Raw genomic sequence first — 20,072 nt, 5'->3', positions numbered from 1 at the left:
ACACACTGAGAACGACCATGCCTTTGACTCGCAAAGCCTACCGTGCCGCCATCCTGCACAGCATCGCCGACCCGGCCGAAGTCGGAATCGAAGCCTCCTACGAGTATTTCGAAGACGGCCTGCTGGTGGTCGAGGACGGCCGGATCAGCGCCCTCGGCCACGCCAGTGAACTGCTTGCCGGCCTGCCCGCCGATGTAGAGATCAATCACTACCCCGACGCCCTGATCACCCCGGGCTTCATCGACACCCACATCCACCTGCCCCAGACCGGCATGGTCGGTGCCTATGGCGAACAGTTGCTGGACTGGCTGAACACCTACACCTTCCCCTGTGAAAGCCAGTTCGCCGATCAGGCCCACGCCGATGAAGTGGCGGACATCTTCATCAAGGAATTGCTGCGCAACGGCACCACCACCGCGCTGGTGTTCGGCAGCGTGCATCCACAGTCGGTCAATGCCTTCTTCGCCGCCGCCGAGAAACTCGATCTGCGGATGATCGCCGGCAAGGTGATGATGGATCGCAACGCTCCGGACTACCTGACCGACACCGCAGAGTCCGGCTACCTGGAAAGCAAGGAACTGATCGAGCGCTGGCACGGCAAGGGCCGCCTGCACTACGCGGTGACCCCACGTTTCGCGCCAACCAGCACCCCGGAACAACTGACCCTGGCCGGCAAACTGCTGACCGAGTACCCCGATCTCTACATGCAGACTCACATCAGTGAAAACCTGCAGGAGATCGAATGGGTCAAGGAACTGTTCCCGGAGCGCAAGGGTTACCTGGACGTTTATGACCACTATCAACTGCTGGGGGAACGCTCGGTGTTCGCCCACGGCGTGCACCTGTGCGATGACGAATGTGCGCGCCTGGCGGAAACCGGTTCGGCCGTGGCCTTCTGCCCAACCTCGAACTTCTTCCTCGGCAGTGGTCTGTTCAACCTGCCCATGGCGGAAAAACACAAACTCAATGTCGGCCTGGGCACCGACGTCGGTGGCGGCACCAGTTTCTCGCTGCTGCAGACCCTGAACGAAGCCTACAAAGTCATGCAGCTACAGGGCGCACGCCTGAGCCCGTTCAAGTCCCTGTACCTGGCAACCCTGGGCGGCGCCCGCGCCCTGCGCCTGGAAGATCGGATCGGCACTCTGCACCCTGGCACCGACGCCGACTTCGTGGTCCTCGACTACCACGCCACTCCCTTGCTCAGCTATCGCCTGAAGCAGGCCAACAGCATCGCTGAAACCCTGTTTGTACTGATGACCCTGGGGGACGATCGCACCGTGCTGCAGACCTACGCCGCCGGCCAGCCAGTCCACCAGCGCTAAGCCCGCAAACGAAAAATCCCCCGCTCGCGAAACATCGAACGGGGGATTTTTCATGCCTGAGTCCCAGGCGATCAGGTGCAGACTAGAACGTCACTTCCATGTTCAAGGTCGGCGCCGTGGTCCGCGTACCCCGTCCACCGTCCACCCCGAACTTGTTGTGCCAGTACTCGTAGCCAACCCCCAGGTACAGGTTGGGCTTGACGTTCTTGCCGGGCAACACGGCCACCATCAGCGACGTCCGCACCAGGGTTTCCGCTGCAGTGTCACGATAGTTGTAGTCGTGGCCCTTTTCCCCGGTGTAGTTGACGAAGCCCTGGAACTTGGCGGCGTGACTGCCAACTTCGAAGGGACGCATCCAGACCAGGTTGAGCATGTAAGTATCGTCGAAGGTGTGATCCGGGTCCTTGGCCCCGGGGATGCCGGAATGGTTGTTTTCCTTGTAGTACAGCAAGCTCAGGTCCAGCACGCCGACGGTGTTGAATTTCAGGGTCGGACCGAAGACCAGGGCGCGTTTCTTGGCCGAGCCCAGGTTGTTGTTGCGACTGGCATCGAAGCCCAGGGTCAGCGCGTAGTCCTTGACGAGGCCGGTGCCCAAGGGCGTATCGAACACCCGGGACGCGAAGAGCTGGTGACGATAGACACCATAGACTTCGCTGCTGCCCTTGTGGGTGCCCTTGCGCGGATCATCGCTGTCGGAGAGCAGCAGATCCAGGTGCAGGTAGTTGCTGCCGTACTGGTAGCCACTGGCGTGGGTGAAACTGTAGATGCGCTTGCTGATGTAGTGCGGATTGTTCGGGTTGGTGAACTCCTTGCCGTACCGAAAGCCGACGCTGTTGTTCATCCACTCCAGGGCGGCTGCTTCCCCTGCTCCGATCAGTGTCATCAGCAGGGTTGCGCCTTGTAATGCCTTTTTCATTTTTATTATGTCCTGTGGCGGTGTGGCGTAAGGCAGCTTCGCTGGCTGCCGTCCGCACGCAGTATCGGCACAAGCGCCACAGGCCCCAAAGCACAGAATATCGATCAGCGCGCTGCCAAAACGGCAACAGCCGCCCACCGCCATGGACTCAGAGCGTTAGCTGGCCGAAAGCGCGCTCGGCCCGCTCGCGAATGGCGATCTCCTCGCCAAGCAGATGCGCCAGCGCCTCCACCGCGCTGGGCAGATCTCGACCGCTGCGGGCATAGAGCCCCAGGTCGCTGTAGATACCCCCCTGATCGCTCAGCGGGATATGCACCAGCTCCCCCTTGCTCAGGTCGCCCTCGACCCCGACCCGGGTCTGGAAGGCCACCCCCATGTTGTGCCGGGCCATCTGTCGCGCCAGCTCCATGGAGTTGCTCTGCAAGGGCGGCTTGTCCAACAGCCCCAGGCGCTTGTGCAACGGCGCCAGCAAGTGATGGATCGACAGCTCGCTCTTGGCCAGGATCAGCCCGTGCTCGGCGCAAGTGGCGAAATTGACGCTGCCCCGCTCGGCCAAGGGATGATCGGGACTGACCAGCGCCCCCAGGCGAAAATGACCGACGCTCAAGGGGCGGATCTCCGGCGCCCTGGGCAAGGCGAACGCCAGGCCCAGGTCCGCACGACTGTTGATCAAGGCCTGGGGAATGGATTGCGAGCCCTGCACCGTGACGCCGATGGTCACCTGTGGATACAGATCGCGCATGCGCTTGAGCACCGAGGGCAGCAGATCCACCGTCGCGCCTTCCACAGCGGCAATCTCCACATGCCCGCTCTTGAGGCCACGCAGAGCATCGAACTCCAGGCGCACCCGCTCCAGGTCCTGCAGCACCAGATTGACATGACGGCTCATGACCTCTCCCGCCAGGGTCAGGCGCAGGCCGCCCGGCAGGCGTTCGAACAAGGGCGCGCCGATTTCATCCTCGATCTTCAGGATCTGCCGGTTCACCGCCGAAGACGCGACATTCAAGCGCCGAGCAGCCTCGCGGATCGAATGACAGCGACGAACCATATCGAAGTAATGGATGGCGGGAGAATGAATGCGTAGCGTTCTGCCGATCATGCCGCGGGCTCCTTTCGCAGGACCAGAGGCGCACGGATTGCCGGCCGTGAGCCTCGAAGCAGGCACTGTATACAATCTTGATTGAAATTTAAAACAATCTTCCTGATCAGCAGGCAGACCCGCCGCCAAACGAAAATCCCCCGCTGCATAGAGTTACGCAGCGAGGGATTTTCAGTCTGATCGAGGCTTACAGCTTGGCCGTCGGCCGCCCCGGCTTCTTGGTCTGCAGCAGGTGCGAGAACACCGCATGCAGGTCGTCCGAGGCGCTTTCCTCGTCGAGATTGAGCTTGCTGTCGATGTGATCCATGTGATGCATCATCAGGTTCACCGCCAGCTCGCCGTCCCGGGCCTCGATGGCGTCGATCAGTTGGGTGTGCTCATCGTAGGAGCAGTGGGAGCGGTTGCCGCTTTCATACTGGGCAATGATCAGCGATGTCTGGGACACCAGGCTGCGCTGGAAGCTGATCAGCGGTGCATTCTTCGCAGCTTCCGCCAGCTTCAGGTGAAACTCCCCGGACAGGCGGATACCGGCACCACGATCGCCTCGGGAAAAGCTGTCGCGCTCCTCGTTGACCATCTGCCGCAACTCCAGCAGCTGTTCGGCGGTGGCATGCTGGACCGCCAGCTCGGTAATGGCTCGCTCCACCAGACGCCGGGCGAGAAAGACCTGACGGGCTTCCTCGACGCTCGGACTGGCAACCACCGCCCCCCGATTGGGTCGCAACAGGACTACGCCTTCATGGGCCAGCCGCGACAATGCACGACGGATGATGGTCCGACTGACTCCGAATATTTCCCCAAGCGCCTCTTCACTCAACTTGGTGCCGGGCGCCAGGCGCTGCTCGAGGATGGCCTCAAAGATGTGCGCGTAGACAATATCGTCCTGGGTTCCGCTGCGACCGGCTTTGCCTGCTCGCGGTTGTTTCTTGAGAGGTTGCAACTGTTCGTTCATGGGCACTCGGGTCGGGAGGACTGCGGCGATTTCGGCGTGACTTTAATACGCCACGGTGGGTCGCTGGCAAGTATCGCGTTAAAACAGGGGCACATTGTACACAACCGCTGGGGACCATTAGCAAAAAGTGTTACCGGCCCCACCACTTATTCAACGACTGTACGGCTATTTGTAGTCACGGCTGTATTGCAATGCAAAGTTGCTTTTAAGTTTAGGCTTGAACCTTGAACCCTATTACCGGCTCGTTGCTTGCGCAGGCTGCAAGCAGCGTTCGCCGGGTATGGGTTTTGCGTCTTTCGAGAACAAGGAACAGCAGTAATGTCCGATGCCACCCCCGCGCAATTACGCCCCCTCGCGGACACTTCGCCCTCCGCCATCGTTGCCGGCTTTATCGCCATGATGACCGGCTACACCAGTTCCCTGGTGCTGATGTTCCAGGCTGGGCAAGCCGCCGGCCTGACCAGCGGTCAGATCTCCTCCTGGATCTGGGCCATCTCCATTGGCATGGCGGTGTGCAGCATCGGCCTGTCTCTGCGCTATCGCACCCCCATCACCATCGCCTGGTCCACACCCGGCGCTGCCCTGCTGATCACCAGCCTGTCGGGAGTGACCTATGGCGAAGCCATTGGCGCCTACATCACTTGCGCGGTCCTGGTGACCATTTGCGGACTCACCGGCAGCTTCGAGCGCCTGGTGAAAAAGATCCCGGCATCCCTGGCAGCCGCCTTGCTGGCGGGAATCCTGTTCAAGATCGGCAGTGAAATCTTTGTGGCGGCCCAACACCGTACCGGTCTGGTACTGGGGATGTTCTTCACCTACCTGGTGGTCAAGCGCCTGTCGCCACGTTATGCCGTTCTCGCGGCCCTGCTGATCGGCACTGCACTGTCCGGGCTGATGGGCTTGCTGGACTTCAGTGGCTTCCACCTGGAAGTGGCGACGCCGGTCTGGACCACGCCGCACTTTTCCCTGGCGGCCACCATCAGCATCGGTATTCCACTGTTCGTGGTCGCCATGACCTCGCAGAACATGCCCGGGATCGCGGTGCTGCGCGCCGACGGCTACAACGTCCCGGCCTCGCCACTGATCACCGCCACCGGGCTGGCTTCGTTGCTGCTGGCGCCATTTGGTTCCCACGGCATCAACCTGGCGGCCATCAGCGCTGCGATCTGCACCGGCCCCCACGCCCACGAAGATCGCAGCAAGCGTTACACCGCCGCAGTGTGGTGCGGGGTTTTCTATGGCATCGCCGGGGTCTTCGGCGCCACCCTGGCTGCGCTGTTCGCGGCCTTGCCCAAGGAACTGGTGCTGTCCATCGCCGCCCTGGCGCTGTTCGGCTCGATCATCAACGGCTTGAGCATCGCCATGAGTGAAGTGAAGGAGCGAGAAGCGGCGCTGATCACCTTTATGGTGACGGCCTCGGGGCTGACGCTGTTTTCCATTGGCTCGGCGTTCTGGGGAATTGTCGCTGGGGTCGTGACCTTGATGATTCTGAATGGGCGCAATGCCTGAAGAACTTCGCCGGCATACCTGTTCCTACCCAAGGCAGCACCCACTGTAGGAGCCGACTTGCCGGCGAACGGCGCCCACGAGCATCTCCCGGGCAAGCCCGCACAGAGACAAGGAACACAAGGGGAAATTCGAAAGGCCGCCCAGGGAGGGCAGCAACGCATGAGCGGCCCGGACGGGCCGCTCACACATGACATCACGCGACTGGGTTGATCGCGTTGTCCGGGTACCAGACGTCCAGCAGCGGGCTGACTTCAACGCTGGTCAGCTCGGTACGGCCTTTGAGCCAGGCTTCAACAGCTGCACGCTGTGCTTCGCTGACGGAACCGCGCTTGCTCAGGCAAACCAGACCGAAGTCATCGCCGCCAACATAGCCCAGACCGTTGGCTTCCATCGCTTCTTTGAGGAACGCGTCGAGGAAAGCGTCAATAGCTTCTTCAGCCAGATCTTCTTTGAAATCCAGGTTCAGCTCAAAACCCAGCTCCTGAAATTCATCTACGCAGAGTTTTTTGCGCAGACGGCGGGAACGGTTAGTGGCCATGGAACAATCCTCATAAGTAATAACGGGCGGCACTTTACCAGTTTAGGCGGGCGATTGCCTGACTCTATGAGGATGCAGGACCGCCATTGGTAAAAAAAATACCACCACGGCGGCCCGTGGCACGGCACAAGCCGCTATACCTTGGGGCATAATGCCGACACTTTCATGATCACTGAGGGATTTTATCTGCATGCCCTCGCCTTTTTTCCCCTCGACTGCAGGGTTCCACTTCATATGATCAAATCGTTGCGTCCTCTGTTGCTTGCCAGTGTTTTTCTTCCCCTGGCATTTCCTGTCTCTGCGGCTCCGGTCAACACCACCCTGACCCCCAAGGTTCAACAAGCCCTCAAAGCCAGCAAGCTCCCGAACAACGCCCTGTCGCTGGTGATGATTCCCCTGAACGGCCCTGGCACGCCGACGGTTTTCAACGCCGATGTCTCGGTCAACCCGGCCTCCACCATGAAGCTGGTCACCACCTACGCGGCCCTGGAAATGCTTGGCCCGACCCACCAGTGGAAGACCGAGTTCTACACCGATGGCACCCTCAGCGGTGGCATTCTCAACGGCAATCTCTATCTCAAGGGCGGCGGCGATCCCAAGCTGAACATGGAGAAGCTCTGGCTGCTGATGCGTGACCTGCGGGCCAATGGCGTGCAGCAAGTCACCGGCGACCTGGTACTGGACCGCAACTACTTCGTGCAACCGCAGTTGCCTGAGTTCAATGACGACGGCAACGACGAGAACAAGCCGTTCCTGGTCAAGCCCGACGCGCTGATGGTCAACCTCAAGGCCCTGCGCTTCGTCGCCCGCAATGATTCCGGCCGGGTACTGGTTTCGGTAGAGCCGCCGATTGCCAAGATCCGCATCGACAATCAGGTCAAGGCAGTCAACACCAAGCAGTGCACCGGCGACGTTCGCTACAACCCCGTGCCCCAGGCCGATGGCAGCGTGATCGTCACCGTTGGCGGCCAGTTGGGTGATGGCTGCAGTTCCCAGACCTATCTGTCGCTGCTGGACCACGCCACCTACACCGCCGGTGCGGTGCGGGCGATCTGGAGCGAACTGGGCGGCAGCATCCAGGGCAAGGACCGCCTCGCGGTAGTTCCCAAGGATGCCAAGGTTCTGGCCCGTGCCTTCTCTCCGGACCTCGCGGAGGTCATCCGCGACATCAACAAATACAGTAACAACACCATGGCCCAGCAGCTGTTCCTGAGCCTGGGCGCCAAGTACCGCAATGAAGCCGACGGCGATGACGCCAAGGCGGCCCAGCGTGTGGTGCGCCAGTGGCTGGCGAAAAAAGGCATCACCGCGCCGCATCTGGTGATGGAAAACGGCTCTGGCCTGTCCCGTGCCGAACGGGTCAGCGCCCGGGAACTGGCCGGTCTGCTGCAAGCTGCCTGGAAGAGCCCCTACGCCGCCGAGTTCATCAGCTCCATGCCGATTGCCGGCATGGACGGCACCATGCGCAAGCGCCTGAAACGTACCGCCATGTCCGGTGAGGCCCACATCAAGACCGGCACTCTGAACACCGTGCGCGCCATCGCCGGCTATAGCCGCGATGACAACGGCAACACCTGGGCGGTGGTGGCGATCCTCAACGATCCACGCCCCTTCGGCGCCTCTTCGGTACTGGATCAGGTGCTGCTGGATCTGTATCGCCAGCCAAAACTGGCCACCAGCGCATCCGTTCTCTAACTCGCTGTTGCGACAGTGGCGGACCCGCTCCGCCGCTGTCAGCGATCAGGGCAGCTCTGGCTGGACTCGATCGCGTCCGGCCTGCTTGGCGGCATAGACCCCGGAGTCGGCCCGCAACAACAAACCGTCCGCCCCCTCGCCTTCGCGCCAGCTGGCAATGCCGAAACTGGCGGTGACACTGCCCACCGGCTCGATCGGCGAACTGCGCAGCCCCTGCCACAGTTCCTGAGCCAGGATCAGCGCCTGCTGGGCGTTGGTGCCCGGACACAGCACCATGAACTCCTCGCCGCCGAGACGGCAGAACACATCGGTACGCCGCAGACGCCCACCAATGCGGACACAGAGCCCCCGCAAGACCTGATCCCCGACGCCGTGTCCGTACTGGTCGTTGATCCGCTTGAAATGATCGATATCCAGCATGATCACCGCCATATCGCCCCCAACACGTTCAAGACGCTGCATTTCGTTCTGCAACTGCTCCTGGAAATAGCGCCGGTTGTGAATGCCGGTCAGGGAGTCGGTCACTGACAACGCACGCAACTCTTCCTCGACCCGCTTGAGGTCGGAAATGTCCGAGATATAGCCGTGCCAGAGCACGCCGCCGCCCTGCAGGCTTTCCGGGGTCGCCGCGCCACGCATCCAGCGCAGCCCCCGTTGCGGCAGGCAGACCCGATACTCCTCACGCCACGGACTGAGCTGCCTGGCGGAAACCTGGATCGACTTGCGCACCCGCTGCACATCCTCAGGATGGATACGCTCGAACACTGCCTCGGCATCCTCCTGCAACACCTGCGGCTCGATCTCGTAGATTTCGCGAATGCCATCGCTGGCATAGGTGAAGCTCGCGTGTCCCTCGGCATCCAGCTTGAACTGGTAGATCCCTCCGGGAACATGGGCACTGAGCCTTTTCAACAGGCGGTCCCGGGCCGCCAGGGCCTCGTGCACCCGCTTGCGCTCGGTGATGTCGATGCAGATGGCCAGGTGGCCGATCCACAGCCCCTGATCATCCAGCACCGGGGTTGCCAGCATGTTCACTTGCAGGTGGCTGCCGTCACGCCTGACCAGCGTCCACTCCCGCGCCTCATGGCCACCGGCCAGGCCTTCTTCCACCAGCATGGCCCGGGACACTGGAATGGCCTTGCCATAGCGCTGGGTAAGGCTCTGAGCCCAGCTTTCCAGCTCCCGGGGCAGGTGCAGGCTTTCCAGGGTCAGGTGGCCTACCGCTTCACTGCTGCTGTAGCCGAGCATCTGCTCGGCCCCGGCATTGAAGGTACTGATGACACCACGCAGGTCCGTGGCGATGATCGCCACCTGGGTCGCGGCATTGAGCACGCAGCGCAACTGACTGTGAGTGCCGCGCAACTCCTGCTCGCGACTGCGCAGCTCCCCCGTGCGTTGCTCCACCAAGGCCAAGGCCCGTTGCCGCTGACTCACCAGCACATAGAGCAAGGCGCTGAGCAGCAGACTGAGCAAGCCACCGAGAATCACCAGGCTGCTCAGGGAAGATTGGTTGGCGTGCAGGAACGCCGCGCTGGGGCGGATATCAACCTGATAATCCCGGTCCGCCAGGCGCAGCAAACGGCTGGCCGTCAGGTGACTGGCGATCGGCGGGTTGTTCGATTCATAGAGCACCTCGTGCTGGCCCTCGGTGGACAGATCGAGAATGCGCACCGACAAATTGTCGCTGGCCGGCACCGGCAAGCCGTCCGCCACCAGTTGCCGCAGGCTGATCACCGCCAGCACATAACCGTAAGGCCTGGCCTCGGGCAAGGGGCTGTCCTGGGGCCGCCTGACCGGCGCCGCCAGCAGCACGCCCCGGGCATAGGCCGGGTCCACGGCAACCAGGTGCAAAGGCGGCGAAACCGCCAGGCCGTTGAGCTCCCTGGCCCGCTCCAGAGTAGCCCGGCGCTGAGGCTGGGCCAGCAAGTCGTGCCCCAGGGGCGACCCCAGGGGGCTTTGAGTCTGGCTGTACAGAATCGGCGCAAAGTCTTCTTGCTCACCGGCGGGCTCCATCTGGCCGCTGGCGTTCAATTGCAGAATGGTGAACCCCGCCACCCCCTGATCCCGCACCGCCTGTTCGAACGCCGGACGCTGGGCACGACTCACCAGAGGCGCCCAGGCATAGGCCTGAGTGTGGCGTAGCAGAGGCTTGGCGTAACCATCGAAGTCCTGGCGGGTCACCAGGTCGGAATTGACAAAGAAACGCCGCAGACCGTCCAGGCGTTGCTCCTGGTCTTGAAAGCGCTCTTCGATACGGCTGTAGCGTTCACTGGCGAGCAATTGGAAGCGCTGGCGCAGTTGCTGTTTGTTCGAGTTGTAAGTGGACCAGGCCAGCAGCCCGGTGAGAATGCCGCCCGCAAGCAACACCAGCACAGCTACTAGCCAGGCAGAGACTTCTTCACTAATGAAACCCAGGATCTTCGGGCGTACCACATGCAACGGCATAAGTAGAACTCATCACGCCAGCGAGTTTGGGTGTCATCCGGACTTGGTGTGAGTTATAGCTATTAGCCACTAATTTGACCAGCGCTAAACAGCCCCCAAAGCCCGAAAAAACGGGCGTTGGGGACTTATCCGGCCATCAGCGGGCGCTGATTTTCCAAGCTCGGTGAATTTTGCTGTTACGGGCAAAATCCGGGTCGATGGTTTTCGCCGTGATCTCCTCGACCTGATAGCGCGCGGCGAGGTTCTCGTCCAACTGGAACTTGCGGAAGTTGTTGGAGAAGTACAGCACGCCACCCGGCGCCAGACGGGCCATGGCCAGGTCCAGCAACTGCACCTGGTCACGCTGCACGTCGAACACCCCTTCCATGCGCTTGGAGTTGGAGAAGGTCGGCGGGTCGATGAAGATCAGGTCGAACTCGTCACGGCAACTGTCCAGCCAGGCCATCACATCACCCTGCTCCAGACGGTTCTTGTCGGAGAAACCGTTGAGGGAGAAGTTGCGTCGCGCCCAGTCCAGGTAGGTTTTCGACAAGTCGACGCTGGTCGTACTGCGGGCTCCACCCTTGGCCGCGTGCACACTGGCGGTGGCGGTGTAGCAGAACAGGTTGAGGAAACGCTTGCCAGCAGCCTCTTTCTGGATGCGCATGCGCATCGGCCGATGATCGAGGAACAGCCCGGTGTCCAGGTAGTCGGTCAGGTTCACCAGCAGCTTGACCCCGCCTTCGCGAACTTCGGTGAACTGGCCCTGGGCGCTCTGGCGCTCGTATTGCTTGGTGCCGCTCTGGCGCTCGCGACGCTTGATCACCACCCGGCTCTTATCCACGTTCAGTGCCTGGGGAATCGCTGCCAGGGCATCGAACAGACGCGCCTGGGCCTTCTCCGGGTCCACCGACTTGGGCGCCGCGTATTCCTGGACGTGCACCCAATCCTGGTACAGGTCGATGGCCAGGGAGTATTCCGGCATGTCCGCGTCATAGACCCGATAGCACTCGACACCTTCGCGCTTGGCCCATTTGCCCAGCAGCTTGAGGTTCTTTTGCAGGCGGTTGGCAAACATCTGCCCGCCCTCGCTCAGACGAGCCTGCTCGACCACCGGCGCCGGCGCAGGAGCCGGCTTGATCGGGTTGCCATTCTTGTTGTACTGGCGCACTGGCGGCTCGTCTGCAGCGGCCTGGGCCTGCTCGCGTTCAACCTGGCGCTGCTCGGCGGTGCGTCGCTCACCGGTGACGAACTGGTCCGGCAGCACCTTGATCAGCAGCAGCTTGCACGGCAAGGCGCCGTTCCAGAACGAGTACTGCTTGTGGCTGCGAATGCCCATGCGCTTGCCCAGGTCCGGGGCGCCGGTGAACACCGCCGCTTCCCAGTTCAGGCAGGCCTGACGCAGGCGCTCGCCGAGGTTCTGGTAGAGGTACAGCAGGCTGGCTTCGTCACCCAGGCGCTCGCCGTAGGGCGGGTTGCAGATCACCAGGCCCTTCTGGTTCTGGTCTGGACGCGGTTCAAAAGTCCCCACTTCGCCCTGGTAGATCTTGATCCAGTCGCTCAAGCCCGCGCGCTCGACGTTGTTGCGACCCGGCTGGATCAATCGTGGGTCGGCCTCGTAGCCGCGAATCCACAGCGGTGGCTTGGCCAGTCCGGCCTGGGCCCGAGCCAGGGCTTCATCATGCAGTTTGCGCCAAAGCGCCGGCACATGGCCGAGCCAGGCGGTAAAGCCCCACTGCTCACGCTTGAGGTTGGGAGCGATGTCCGCGGCAATCATCGCCGCTTCCACCAGGAAGGTGCCGACACCGCACATTGGGTCGGCCAGGGCCCCGCCTTCAGCGGCGATGCGCGGCCAGCCGGAACGGATCAGGATCGCGGCCGCCAGGTTTTCCTTGAGCGGCGCGGCGCCTTGCTGCAGGCGATAGCCGCGCTGGTGCAGGCTGTGGCCGGACAGGTCCAGGGACAGGATGGCTTCGCCGCGATCCAGGCGCAGGTGGATGCGCAGGTCCGGATTGAGCTTGTCCACCGAAGGACGCTCGCCGGTAGGTGTACGCAGTTTGTCGACAATGGCGTCCTTGACCTTCAGGGCACCAAAGTGGGTGTTGTCGATGCCCGAACCGTGACCGCTGAACTCCACCGCCAGGGTGCCATCGGCCAGCATGTGGTCCTGCCAGTCGACGTCCAGCACGCCGTGGTAGAGGTCCTCGGCGTCCTTCATTGGAAAACGCTTGAGGACCAGCAGCACCCGGTTGGCCAGGCGCGACCACAGACACAGCCGATAGGCCGTCTCCATGTCGGCCATGCCGCGCACGGCAGAAGTGTGCTCACGCGCTTGCTCAAGGCCAAGCCCGACGGCTTCCTCGATCAGCAGGCCTTCAAGGCCTTTGGGACAGGTGAGGAAGAGTTCGTAACGATCCGACATGGGAGTACCAGGGCCTTTAGCAATAAGTGAACGGACAACGCATCGCCCGTTCGGTTTTCAATCAAGCGCTTTTCTTCAAGAGCGCTCGTGTGGCACGAAACTGTGCCGTCCCACCCCGGCAGACAGGCTTTCTTGCAGGGCAAAAAAGCTTAGAGGCCGGGACAGATAAAAAAGTCAGGGCAACAAAATGACATAAGTCGACCCTTCGTCGAATAGTAGTTGAGTGCAACCGTTCGACATTCTCACTAAAGCATTAACCTCATCATCTAGTGAGAGGCTGATCACAGCGGGCTTTGCCTGGCAAACAAGCTAAAAAACCCGTCCCGGCTTATGGCCTGGACAGCATTATCGTTACGTCCTTATGACAAAACGATCATTCACTTGCTGTGACCTATTGGTTAGAACTCAACACAGGTTGGCGCCGCAATGGCGTCAACATCAAGGCTCGCCACGCCGGCAGCGAGCACCAACGGCAGAGACAATCTGCCCGACCTCAGAAGAAGGTCGACGGGACATAAGACAGTCAACAAGTGAGGGAAACACCCTATGAGAAGACTAAAGCGTGATCCGTTGGAAAGAGCATTTTTACGCGGATATCAGTATGGCGTTAATGGCAAGTCCCGTGAGCTTTGCCCATTTACTCTACCGTCGGTACGCCAAGCCTGGATTAACGGCTGGCGAGAAGGACGCGGCGACAACTGGGACGGTATGACTGGCACTGCGGGCATCCACAGACTCAACGAACTTCGCGCTGTCGGCTGATCAGGGCACATTCCGACACCTACAACTTGAATAGATGACGACTTAACCACGCACGCCCCATCCGGGCGGCGGGCTTCGGCCCAGGGGCTCCTTCGAGGAGCCCTTTTTTATGCCCGCGCTGGCGCCCGTTCTTATCGGCCCATGGCCGCGATGGCATCCACCGACTCGCGAATCAACGCCGGCCCCTTATAGATGAAGCCCGAATACAGCTGCACCAGGCTGGCGCCCGCGGCGATCTTCTCAGCCGCGTGCTTGCCTTCCGTGATGCCGCCCACGGCAATGATCGGCAAGCGACCGGCCAGTTCGGCGGCCAGGACCTTGACTGTGTGGGTGCTCTTGTCGCGCACCGGCGCGCCGGACAGGCCGCCTGCCTCATCGCCGTGTTCCATGCCTTCGACGCCTTCGCGACTCAAGGTGGTGTTGGTGGCGATCACCGCGTCCATGCCGGTTTCCAGCAAGGCCCGAGCCACTTCAACGGTTTCCTCATCGCTCATGTCCGGCGCGATCTTGATCGCCAGGGGCACGCGTTTGCCATGAATGCTCGCCATCTCCTGCTGACGCTGGCTCAGAGCCGACAGCAGCTGCTTGAGGGACTCGCCAAACTGCAGGCTGCGCAAGCCCGGGGTATTGGGCGAGCTGACATTGACCGTGACATAACTGGCATGGGCATAGACCTTGTCCAGGCAGATCAGGTAGTCGTCCACCGCCCGCTCCACCGGGGTGTCGAAGTTCTTGCCGATATTGATCCCCAGCACGCCCTTGTATTGGGAGGCGGCCACACGCGCCAGCAGATTATCGACCCCCAGGTTGTTGAAGCCCATGCGGTTGATGATGGCTTCGGCCTGAGGCAGGCGGAAGATCCGCGGCTTGGGGTTGCCCGGCTGCGGACGCGGGGTGACGGTACCGATCTCGACAAAGCCGAAGCCCAGTTGAGCGAAGCCATCGATGGCGGCGCCGTTCTTGTCCAGACCGGCAGCCAGGCCCACCGGGTTCGGAAACTCCAGGCCCATGACCTGCACCGGCAACTGCGCCGGCGCCTTGCACAACAGACCGTTAAGGCCCAAACGCCCGCCCGCACCGATCAGGTCCAGGGACAGATCGTGGGAGGTTTCCGGGGAGAGTTTGAACAACAGCTGGCGGGCCAGGGTATACATGGGCGGGATGAACTCGGTTGGCGGTGAAATAAGGCGCCGATTATAGCCGCGCCCAGGGCTTGCAGGCGAGGCGCAGAATGAAATCCCCGACAATGGCATATGCCTTGCACCCACTTGCTCATCAGACCTGGACCAATGGCGGCCCAGGTTCAAGGACAACGGCGTCGTCACCCACACAGGCTTTGCCTGGCCAGTGAGTACGACGCTTTTTTATGCAAGGTGCCAAGCCATGACTGAACACCCCAACTGCGCACTGGCCTGGGTCAACGGCAGCGATGCCCCGGAAAAGTCCGCCATCAACCTGGGCTTCATGGCCCTGACCGATTGCGCCTCGGTGGTGGTCGCCGCCACCCAGGGCTTTGCCCAGCCCTACGGCCTGACCCTGAACCTCAAGCGCCAGAGTTCCTGGGCCGGGCTGCGGGACAAGCTGGTGAGTGGCGAACTGGACGCCGCCCACAGCCTGTACGGCCTGATCTATGCCGTGCACCTGGGCATCGGCGGGACCCATCCCTGCGACATGGCGGTGCTCATGGGCCTGAACCAGAATGGCCAGAGCATCAACCTGTCGCGGGAACTGCAAGCCCTCAAAGTGACCAGCCCTGAAGCATTGGACCGCCATGTGCACCAAAGCCGGGCACGACTGACCTTCGCCCAGACCTTCCCCACCGGTACTCACGCCATGTGGTTGTACTACTGGCTGGCCAGCCAGGGCATCCACCCGCTGCAGGATGTCGACAGCGTGGTGGTGCCGCCGCCGCAGATGGTGGCTCACCTGCAGGCCGGGCGCATCGACGGGTTCTGCGTCGGCGAACCCTGGAGCGCCAGTGCAGTGCAGCAGGATCAGGGCTTCACCCTGGCCACCAGCCAGGCAATCTGGCCGGATCACCCGGAAAAAGTCCTCGGCTGCACCCGCGCCTTCGTCGAGCAATACCCCAACACCGCCCGGGTCCTGGTCATGGCGATCCTCGAGGCCAGCCGCTTTATCGAACAAAGCCCGGAAAACCGCCGCAGCACTGCCCAGTTGCTGAGCGCCGCCGATTACCTGAATACACCGCTGGACTGCATCGAGCCGCGGCTGCTGGGGGCTTACGCCGACGGCCTGGGCAATCGCTGGCAGGACCCCCACGCCCTGCGCTTTCACCACCATGGCGCCGTCAACCTGCCTTATCTGTCCGACGGCATGTGGTTCATGACCCAGTTCCGGCGCTGGGGCCTGCTGCGGGAAGACCCGGACTACCTGGGCGTCGCTCGCCACGTGCAGCAGCTTGAACTGTATCGCGAAGCCGCCAGCGCGCTGGGCATCACCGCCTGGGGCCAGGACATGCGCAGCAGCCAGTTGATTGATGGCAAGGTGTGGGACGGCTCTGAGCCTGCCGCCTATGCCCGCAGCTTTCGCCTGCATGCCCTCAACGACAGCCCTGCCCTTGCCGCCCAGCGCTGACCGGAGCCCGCGAACATGCTGCGTATCCTGCTGATCAACGACACCGCAAAAAAAGTCGGAAGGCTCAAGGCCGCACTCAGCGAAGCCGGTTTCGAGGTGATTGACGAATCCGGCCTGACCATCGACCTGCCGGGCCGCGTCGAAACGGTGCGCCCGGACGTGATCCTGATCGATACCGAGTCACCCAGCCGTGATGTGATGGAGCAAGTGGTGCTGGTCAGCCGCGATCAACCGCGGCCCATCGTGATGTTCACCGATGAACACGATCCGGGGGTGATGCGCCAGGCGATCAAGTCCGGGGTCAGCGCCTACATCGTCGAAGGTATCCAGGTCCAGCGCCTGCAACCGATCCTCGACGTGGCAATGGCGCGTTTCGAAAGCGACCAGGCCCTGCGCGCGCAACTCCAGGCCCGCGACCAGCAACTGGCCGAGCGCAAGCGCATCGAGCTGGCCAAGGGCCTGTTGATGAAGATGAAGGACTGCGACGAAGAACAGGCCTACACCCTGATGCGCCGTCAGGCCATGGGCAAACAGCAGAAGCTGATCCAGGTCGCGGAACAGATCATCGCCATGCAGGAACTACTCGGCTGACCTGCGCCCCGTAGGAGCCGGCTTGCCGGCGAACAGACCTCTGAACCTTGTGCCAGTGTTGAGGGCGCCTTCGCTGGCAAGCCAGCTCCTACAGCGAGCCTGCCCATGCGAGCCTGCATCGGCCGCCGGTTGGCGCGGCTCTTGCTATCAAATCCACAACGGTAACCAACGGCGGTTGCCCCACCTACGACAAAGACGTCGCGCACCCTGCTCGCCACAACGAGCCGGATGCCGACGTTTTTTCGTTTTGGCCCCACTGACCGGGGTCGGTGGCGCGGCCGTGGCGGCGCTCCACCTGCAAGCTCATGACGACTCCAACGACTCTTATCAGCTGAGGTGCGCGATGAATTCAAGCTTCTGGAAATCCGGCCACACCCCGACCCTGTTCGCAGCCTTTCTGTATTTCGACCTGAGCTTCATGGTCTGGTACCTGCTGGGCCCCCTGGCGGTACAGATTGCTGCCGACCTGCACCTGAGCCCCCAGCAACGCGGGCTGATGGTGGCCACACCGATCCTCGCCGGTGCAGTGCTGCGTTTCATCATGGGCCTGCTGGCCGATCGCCTGTCGCCCAAGACCGCCGGCCTGATCGGCCAGGTGATTGTCATCGGCGCTCTGTTCGGCGCCTGGAAGCTGGGCATCCACAGCTATGAGCAAGCCTTGCTACTGGGGGTATTCCTCGGCATGGCCGGCGCCTCTTTCGCTGTGGCCCTGCCCCTGGCCTCCCAATGGTATCCGCCGCAACACCAGGGCAAGGCCATGGGCATCGCCGGTGCCGGCAACTCCGGCACGGTGTTCGCCGCGCTGCTCGCTCCGGTGCTGGCAGCGGCTTTCGGCTGGAGCAATGTCTTCGGCTTCGCCCTGATCCCGCTGCTCCTGACACTGGTGCTGTTCGCCTGGCTGGCGAAGAACGCCCCCGAGCGGCCGCGGGCCAAATCCATGGGCGACTACTTCAAGGCCCTGGGGGACCGCGACAGCTGGTGGTTCATGTTCTTCTACAGCGTGACCTTTGGCGGTTTCATCGGCCTGGCCAGCGCCCTGCCCGGCTATTTCAATGACCAGTACGGCCTGAGCCCGGTGACGGCTGGCTACTACACCGCCGCCTGTGTCTTCGGCGGCAGCCTGATGCGCCCTCTGGGCGGCGCCCTGGCGGACCGTTTCGGCGGTATCCGCACGTTGCTGGCGATGTACAGCGTGGCGGTGGTCTGCATCGCCGCCGTGGGTTTCAACCTGCCCAGTTCCTACGCTGCCCTGGCCCTGTTCGTCTGCACCATGCTGGGCCTCGGCGCCGGCAATGGCGCGGTGTTCCAGCTGGTCCCGCAACGTTTTCGCCGGGAAATCGGGGTCATGACCGGGCTGATCGGCATGGCCGGAGGCATCGGCGGTTTTGCCCTGGCGGCGGGCATGGGCGCGATCAAGCAGAGCACCGGCAGCTATCAACTGGCACTGTGGCTGTTCGCCAGTCTCGGGGTCCTGGCCTGGTTCGGCCTGCACGGGGTCAAGCGCCGCTGGAGAACCACCTGGGGCTCCGCCGCCGTGACTGCGGCACGGGTCTGAGCGCGCCATGGGCCTGCAACTGAGCCATGCCGAGGCCAGCGCCACCGGACCGCGGACGGAAAATCAGGACGCCTTGCGCCGGGTCACCCCGGCGCCGGATCTGGCGGCGAGCAAGGGCCTGCTGTTCGCCATCGCCGATGGCGTCAGTCAGTGCGCCGACGGCGGCCTGGCAGCGCGTTCGAGCCTGCAGGCCCTGGCCCTGGATTACTACGCCACCCCGGAAACCTGGACCGTGGCCCAGGCCCTGGAACGCCTGCTGACCGCCCAGAACCGCTGGCTCCAGGCCAACGGCGGCGGCCAGCCCCTGCTCACCACCCTCAGCGCCCTGGTACTGCGGGGCCGGCGCTTTACCCTGGCCCATGTCGGCGACTGCCGGGTCTACCGTTGGCACCAACAGCAGTTGCAACGCATCAGCGAGGACCACGTCTGGGACCAGCCGGGCATGCAGCATGTGCTCAAGCGCGCCCTGGGCCTGGACCAGCATCTGGTACTGGACTTCCTCGATGGCGAACTGCGCCAGGGCGAAAGCTTCCTGATGCTCAGCGACGGGGTCTGGGCCACCCTGGGCGACAGCGCCATCGCCGCCATTCTGCGGGACCAGCCCGATCTGGACAGCGCGACACAGACCTTGGTCAACGCAGCGCACCTGGCCGGTAGTCAGGACAATGCCAGCGCGCTGCTGGTGCGGGTCGACGCGCTTGGCGAAAGCAGCCTCGGCGATGCCCTGCTGCACTTGCAACAATGGCCCCTGCCGCCGTTGCTGAAACCCGGGCAACGCTTCGAAGGCTGGCAGGTGGAGAGCCTGGTCAGCCACAGCCAGCAATCGCTGCTGTACCGCGTGCGTGACGAACAGCACCAGGCCTGGCTGCTGAAAACCCTGCCGGCGGCCCTGCACAACGACCTGGCGGCCTGCCAGGGGCTGCTGTCCGAGGAATGGCTGCTGCGCCGCGTTGCCGGGCGGTATTTTCCCCAGGTGCACGGTGGCACTGCGCGCCAGCATCTGTATTACCTGATGCGCGAATACCCCGGTCGCACCCTGCAACAGCTATTTCGCTACAACGGCCCCCTGCCCCTGGACCAGTGGCAGTCCCTGGCCGAGCGCCTGCTGCGGGCCGTTGGCCTGCTGCACCGCCGGCAGATCCTGCACCGCGACATCAAGCCGGACAACCTGTTGCTGGGGGACGACGGCGAACTGCGGATTCTGGATTTCGGCCTGGCCTACTGCCCGGGCTTGTCGGCGGACCTGGCGCACCAGCTGCCCGGCACCCCGAGCTATATCGCCCCGGAAGCCTTCGCCGGCGAACCTCCCAGCCCGCAACAGGATCTCTATGCGGTGGGTGTCAGCCTGTATTACCTGCTGACCGGGCACTACCCCCATGGCGAGGTCGAAGCCTTCCAACGCCCGCGCTTCACCGCTGCTGTTCCCCCCAGCCGCTACCGCCCGGATCTACCGCAATGGCTGGAGCAAAGCCTGGAACGCGGGGTCTGTGCCGACCCGGCCCAGCGCTATGAAACCGCCGAAGAATGGCTGTTGGTGCTGGAACAGGGTGAACGCCGCAGCCTGAGCCTGCGGCCGCGCCCCTTGCTGGAACGGGAGCCGCTGAAGGTCTGGCGCGGCCTCGCCCTGCTCGCCCTGCTGCTCAACCTGATGTTGCTGCTGGCACTGCTGCATCGTTAGCGCCCCGCGTCCCT

The 20,072-nt window shown here is 62.8% G+C and carries 15 protein-coding genes; 8 read left to right on the top strand and 7 right to left on the bottom strand.

The genetic code is table 11. From position 1 onward, the window contains the following. Window positions 1–17: 17 nt before the first annotated feature. Window positions 18–1,322 (top strand): guanine deaminase, encoded by a 1,305-nt coding sequence (guaD, locus tag PQT43_RS23465; RefSeq protein ID WP_110652549.1) that lies wholly within the window; start codon window positions 18–20, stop codon window positions 1,320–1,322. Window positions 1,323–1,404: 82 nt separating this feature from the next. Here the strand turns inward: guaD and PQT43_RS23460 are convergent, their stop codons facing one another. From PQT43_RS23460 to PQT43_RS23450, 3 genes are all read right to left on the bottom strand, one after another. Continuing rightward, window positions 1,405–2,238 (bottom strand): nucleoside-binding protein, encoded by an 834-nt coding sequence (locus tag PQT43_RS23460; RefSeq protein WP_267269670.1) that lies wholly within the window; start codon window positions 2,236–2,238, stop codon window positions 1,405–1,407. A 148-nt stretch (window positions 2,239–2,386) separates the two neighbouring features. Beyond that, window positions 2,387–3,337 (bottom strand): LysR family transcriptional regulator, encoded by a 951-nt coding sequence (locus PQT43_RS23455; RefSeq protein ID WP_102878981.1) that lies wholly within the window; start codon window positions 3,335–3,337, stop codon window positions 2,387–2,389. 187 nt (window positions 3,338–3,524) lie between these two features. Next, on the bottom strand, window positions 3,525–4,289 hold the full coding sequence (locus tag PQT43_RS23450; RefSeq protein ID WP_025128787.1) for a GntR family transcriptional regulator: 765 nt from the start codon (window positions 4,287–4,289) through the stop codon (window positions 3,525–3,527). A gap of 318 nt (window positions 4,290–4,607) precedes the next feature. Here PQT43_RS23450 and PQT43_RS23445 point away from each other — a divergent pair, with 318 nt between their 5' ends. Next, complete coding sequence (locus PQT43_RS23445; RefSeq protein WP_102878980.1) at window positions 4,608–5,798, top strand: benzoate/H(+) symporter BenE family transporter; 1,191 nt, start codon at window positions 4,608–4,610, stop codon at window positions 5,796–5,798. 193 nt (window positions 5,799–5,991) lie between these two features. Here PQT43_RS23445 and PQT43_RS23440 read toward each other — a convergent pair whose 3' ends face one another. Continuing rightward, a complete protein-coding gene (locus PQT43_RS23440) occupies window positions 5,992–6,336 on the bottom strand; it encodes a YggL family protein (RefSeq protein WP_102863834.1) in 345 nt (114 codons plus the stop codon). A 234-nt stretch (window positions 6,337–6,570) separates the two neighbouring features. Here PQT43_RS23440 and dacB point away from each other — a divergent pair, with 234 nt between their 5' ends. Continuing rightward, window positions 6,571–8,031, top strand: coding sequence for a D-alanyl-D-alanine carboxypeptidase/D-alanyl-D-alanine endopeptidase (dacB, locus tag PQT43_RS23435; protein ID WP_102863835.1), 1,461 nt, complete (start codon window positions 6,571–6,573; stop codon window positions 8,029–8,031). Window positions 8,032–8,076: 45 nt separating this feature from the next. On the opposite strand, the gene PQT43_RS23430 is transcribed toward dacB, so the two are convergent. Both PQT43_RS23430 and rlmKL read right to left on the bottom strand, forming a co-directional pair. Next, window positions 8,077–10,476 (bottom strand): sensor domain-containing diguanylate cyclase, encoded by a 2,400-nt coding sequence (locus tag PQT43_RS23430; RefSeq protein ID WP_267269669.1) that lies wholly within the window; start codon window positions 10,474–10,476, stop codon window positions 8,077–8,079. Window positions 10,477–10,612: 136 nt separating this feature from the next. Beyond that, on the bottom strand, window positions 10,613–12,877 hold the full coding sequence (gene rlmKL / locus PQT43_RS23425) for a bifunctional 23S rRNA (guanine(2069)-N(7))-methyltransferase RlmK/23S rRNA (guanine(2445)-N(2))-methyltransferase RlmL (RefSeq protein WP_102878978.1): 2,265 nt from the start codon (window positions 12,875–12,877) through the stop codon (window positions 10,613–10,615). A 546-nt stretch (window positions 12,878–13,423) separates the two neighbouring features. Here rlmKL and rmf point away from each other — a divergent pair. After that, on the top strand, window positions 13,424–13,639 hold the full coding sequence (rmf, locus tag PQT43_RS23420; protein WP_016965693.1) for a ribosome modulation factor: 216 nt from the start codon (window positions 13,424–13,426) through the stop codon (window positions 13,637–13,639). Between the two features lie 131 nt (window positions 13,640–13,770). Here rmf and PQT43_RS23415 read toward each other — a convergent pair whose 3' ends face one another. Further along, entirely contained in the window at window positions 13,771–14,793 is a 1,023-nt protein-coding gene (locus tag PQT43_RS23415; protein WP_267269668.1) for a quinone-dependent dihydroorotate dehydrogenase, read from the bottom strand. Between the two features lie 229 nt (window positions 14,794–15,022). Between PQT43_RS23415 and PQT43_RS23410 the strand changes: the two genes are divergently transcribed. The 4 genes from PQT43_RS23410 to PQT43_RS23395 all read left to right on the top strand — a co-directional run bounded on the left by PQT43_RS23410 (window position 15,023) and on the right by PQT43_RS23395 (window position 20,058). Next, window positions 15,023–16,234 carry a CmpA/NrtA family ABC transporter substrate-binding protein gene (locus PQT43_RS23410; protein WP_272754733.1) on the top strand — a complete coding sequence of 404 codons (1,212 nt, stop codon included), beginning with the start codon at window positions 15,023–15,025 and terminating at the stop codon, window positions 16,232–16,234. Between the two features lie 15 nt (window positions 16,235–16,249). Further along, the gene (locus PQT43_RS23405) at window positions 16,250–16,825 is read left to right on the top strand and encodes an ANTAR domain-containing response regulator (protein WP_102863840.1); all 576 of its coding nucleotides are present in this window, start codon (window positions 16,250–16,252) and stop codon (window positions 16,823–16,825) included. Window positions 16,826–17,168: 343 nt separating this feature from the next. Further along, a complete protein-coding gene (locus PQT43_RS23400) occupies window positions 17,169–18,380 on the top strand; it encodes a nitrate/nitrite transporter (RefSeq protein ID WP_102878976.1) in 1,212 nt (403 codons plus the stop codon). Window positions 18,381–18,387: 7 nt separating this feature from the next. Then, on the top strand, window positions 18,388–20,058 hold the full coding sequence (locus PQT43_RS23395; protein WP_267269666.1) for a bifunctional protein-serine/threonine kinase/phosphatase: 1,671 nt from the start codon (window positions 18,388–18,390) through the stop codon (window positions 20,056–20,058). Window positions 20,059–20,072: the final 14 nt, after the last annotated feature.

The sequence above is a fragment of the Pseudomonas sp. BLCC-B112 genome (assembly GCF_028550695.1).
GTDB classification, from domain to species: Bacteria; Pseudomonadota; Gammaproteobacteria; order Pseudomonadales; family Pseudomonadaceae; genus Aquipseudomonas; species Aquipseudomonas danubii.
This window is presented reverse-complemented; position numbering and strand designations above follow the sequence as displayed.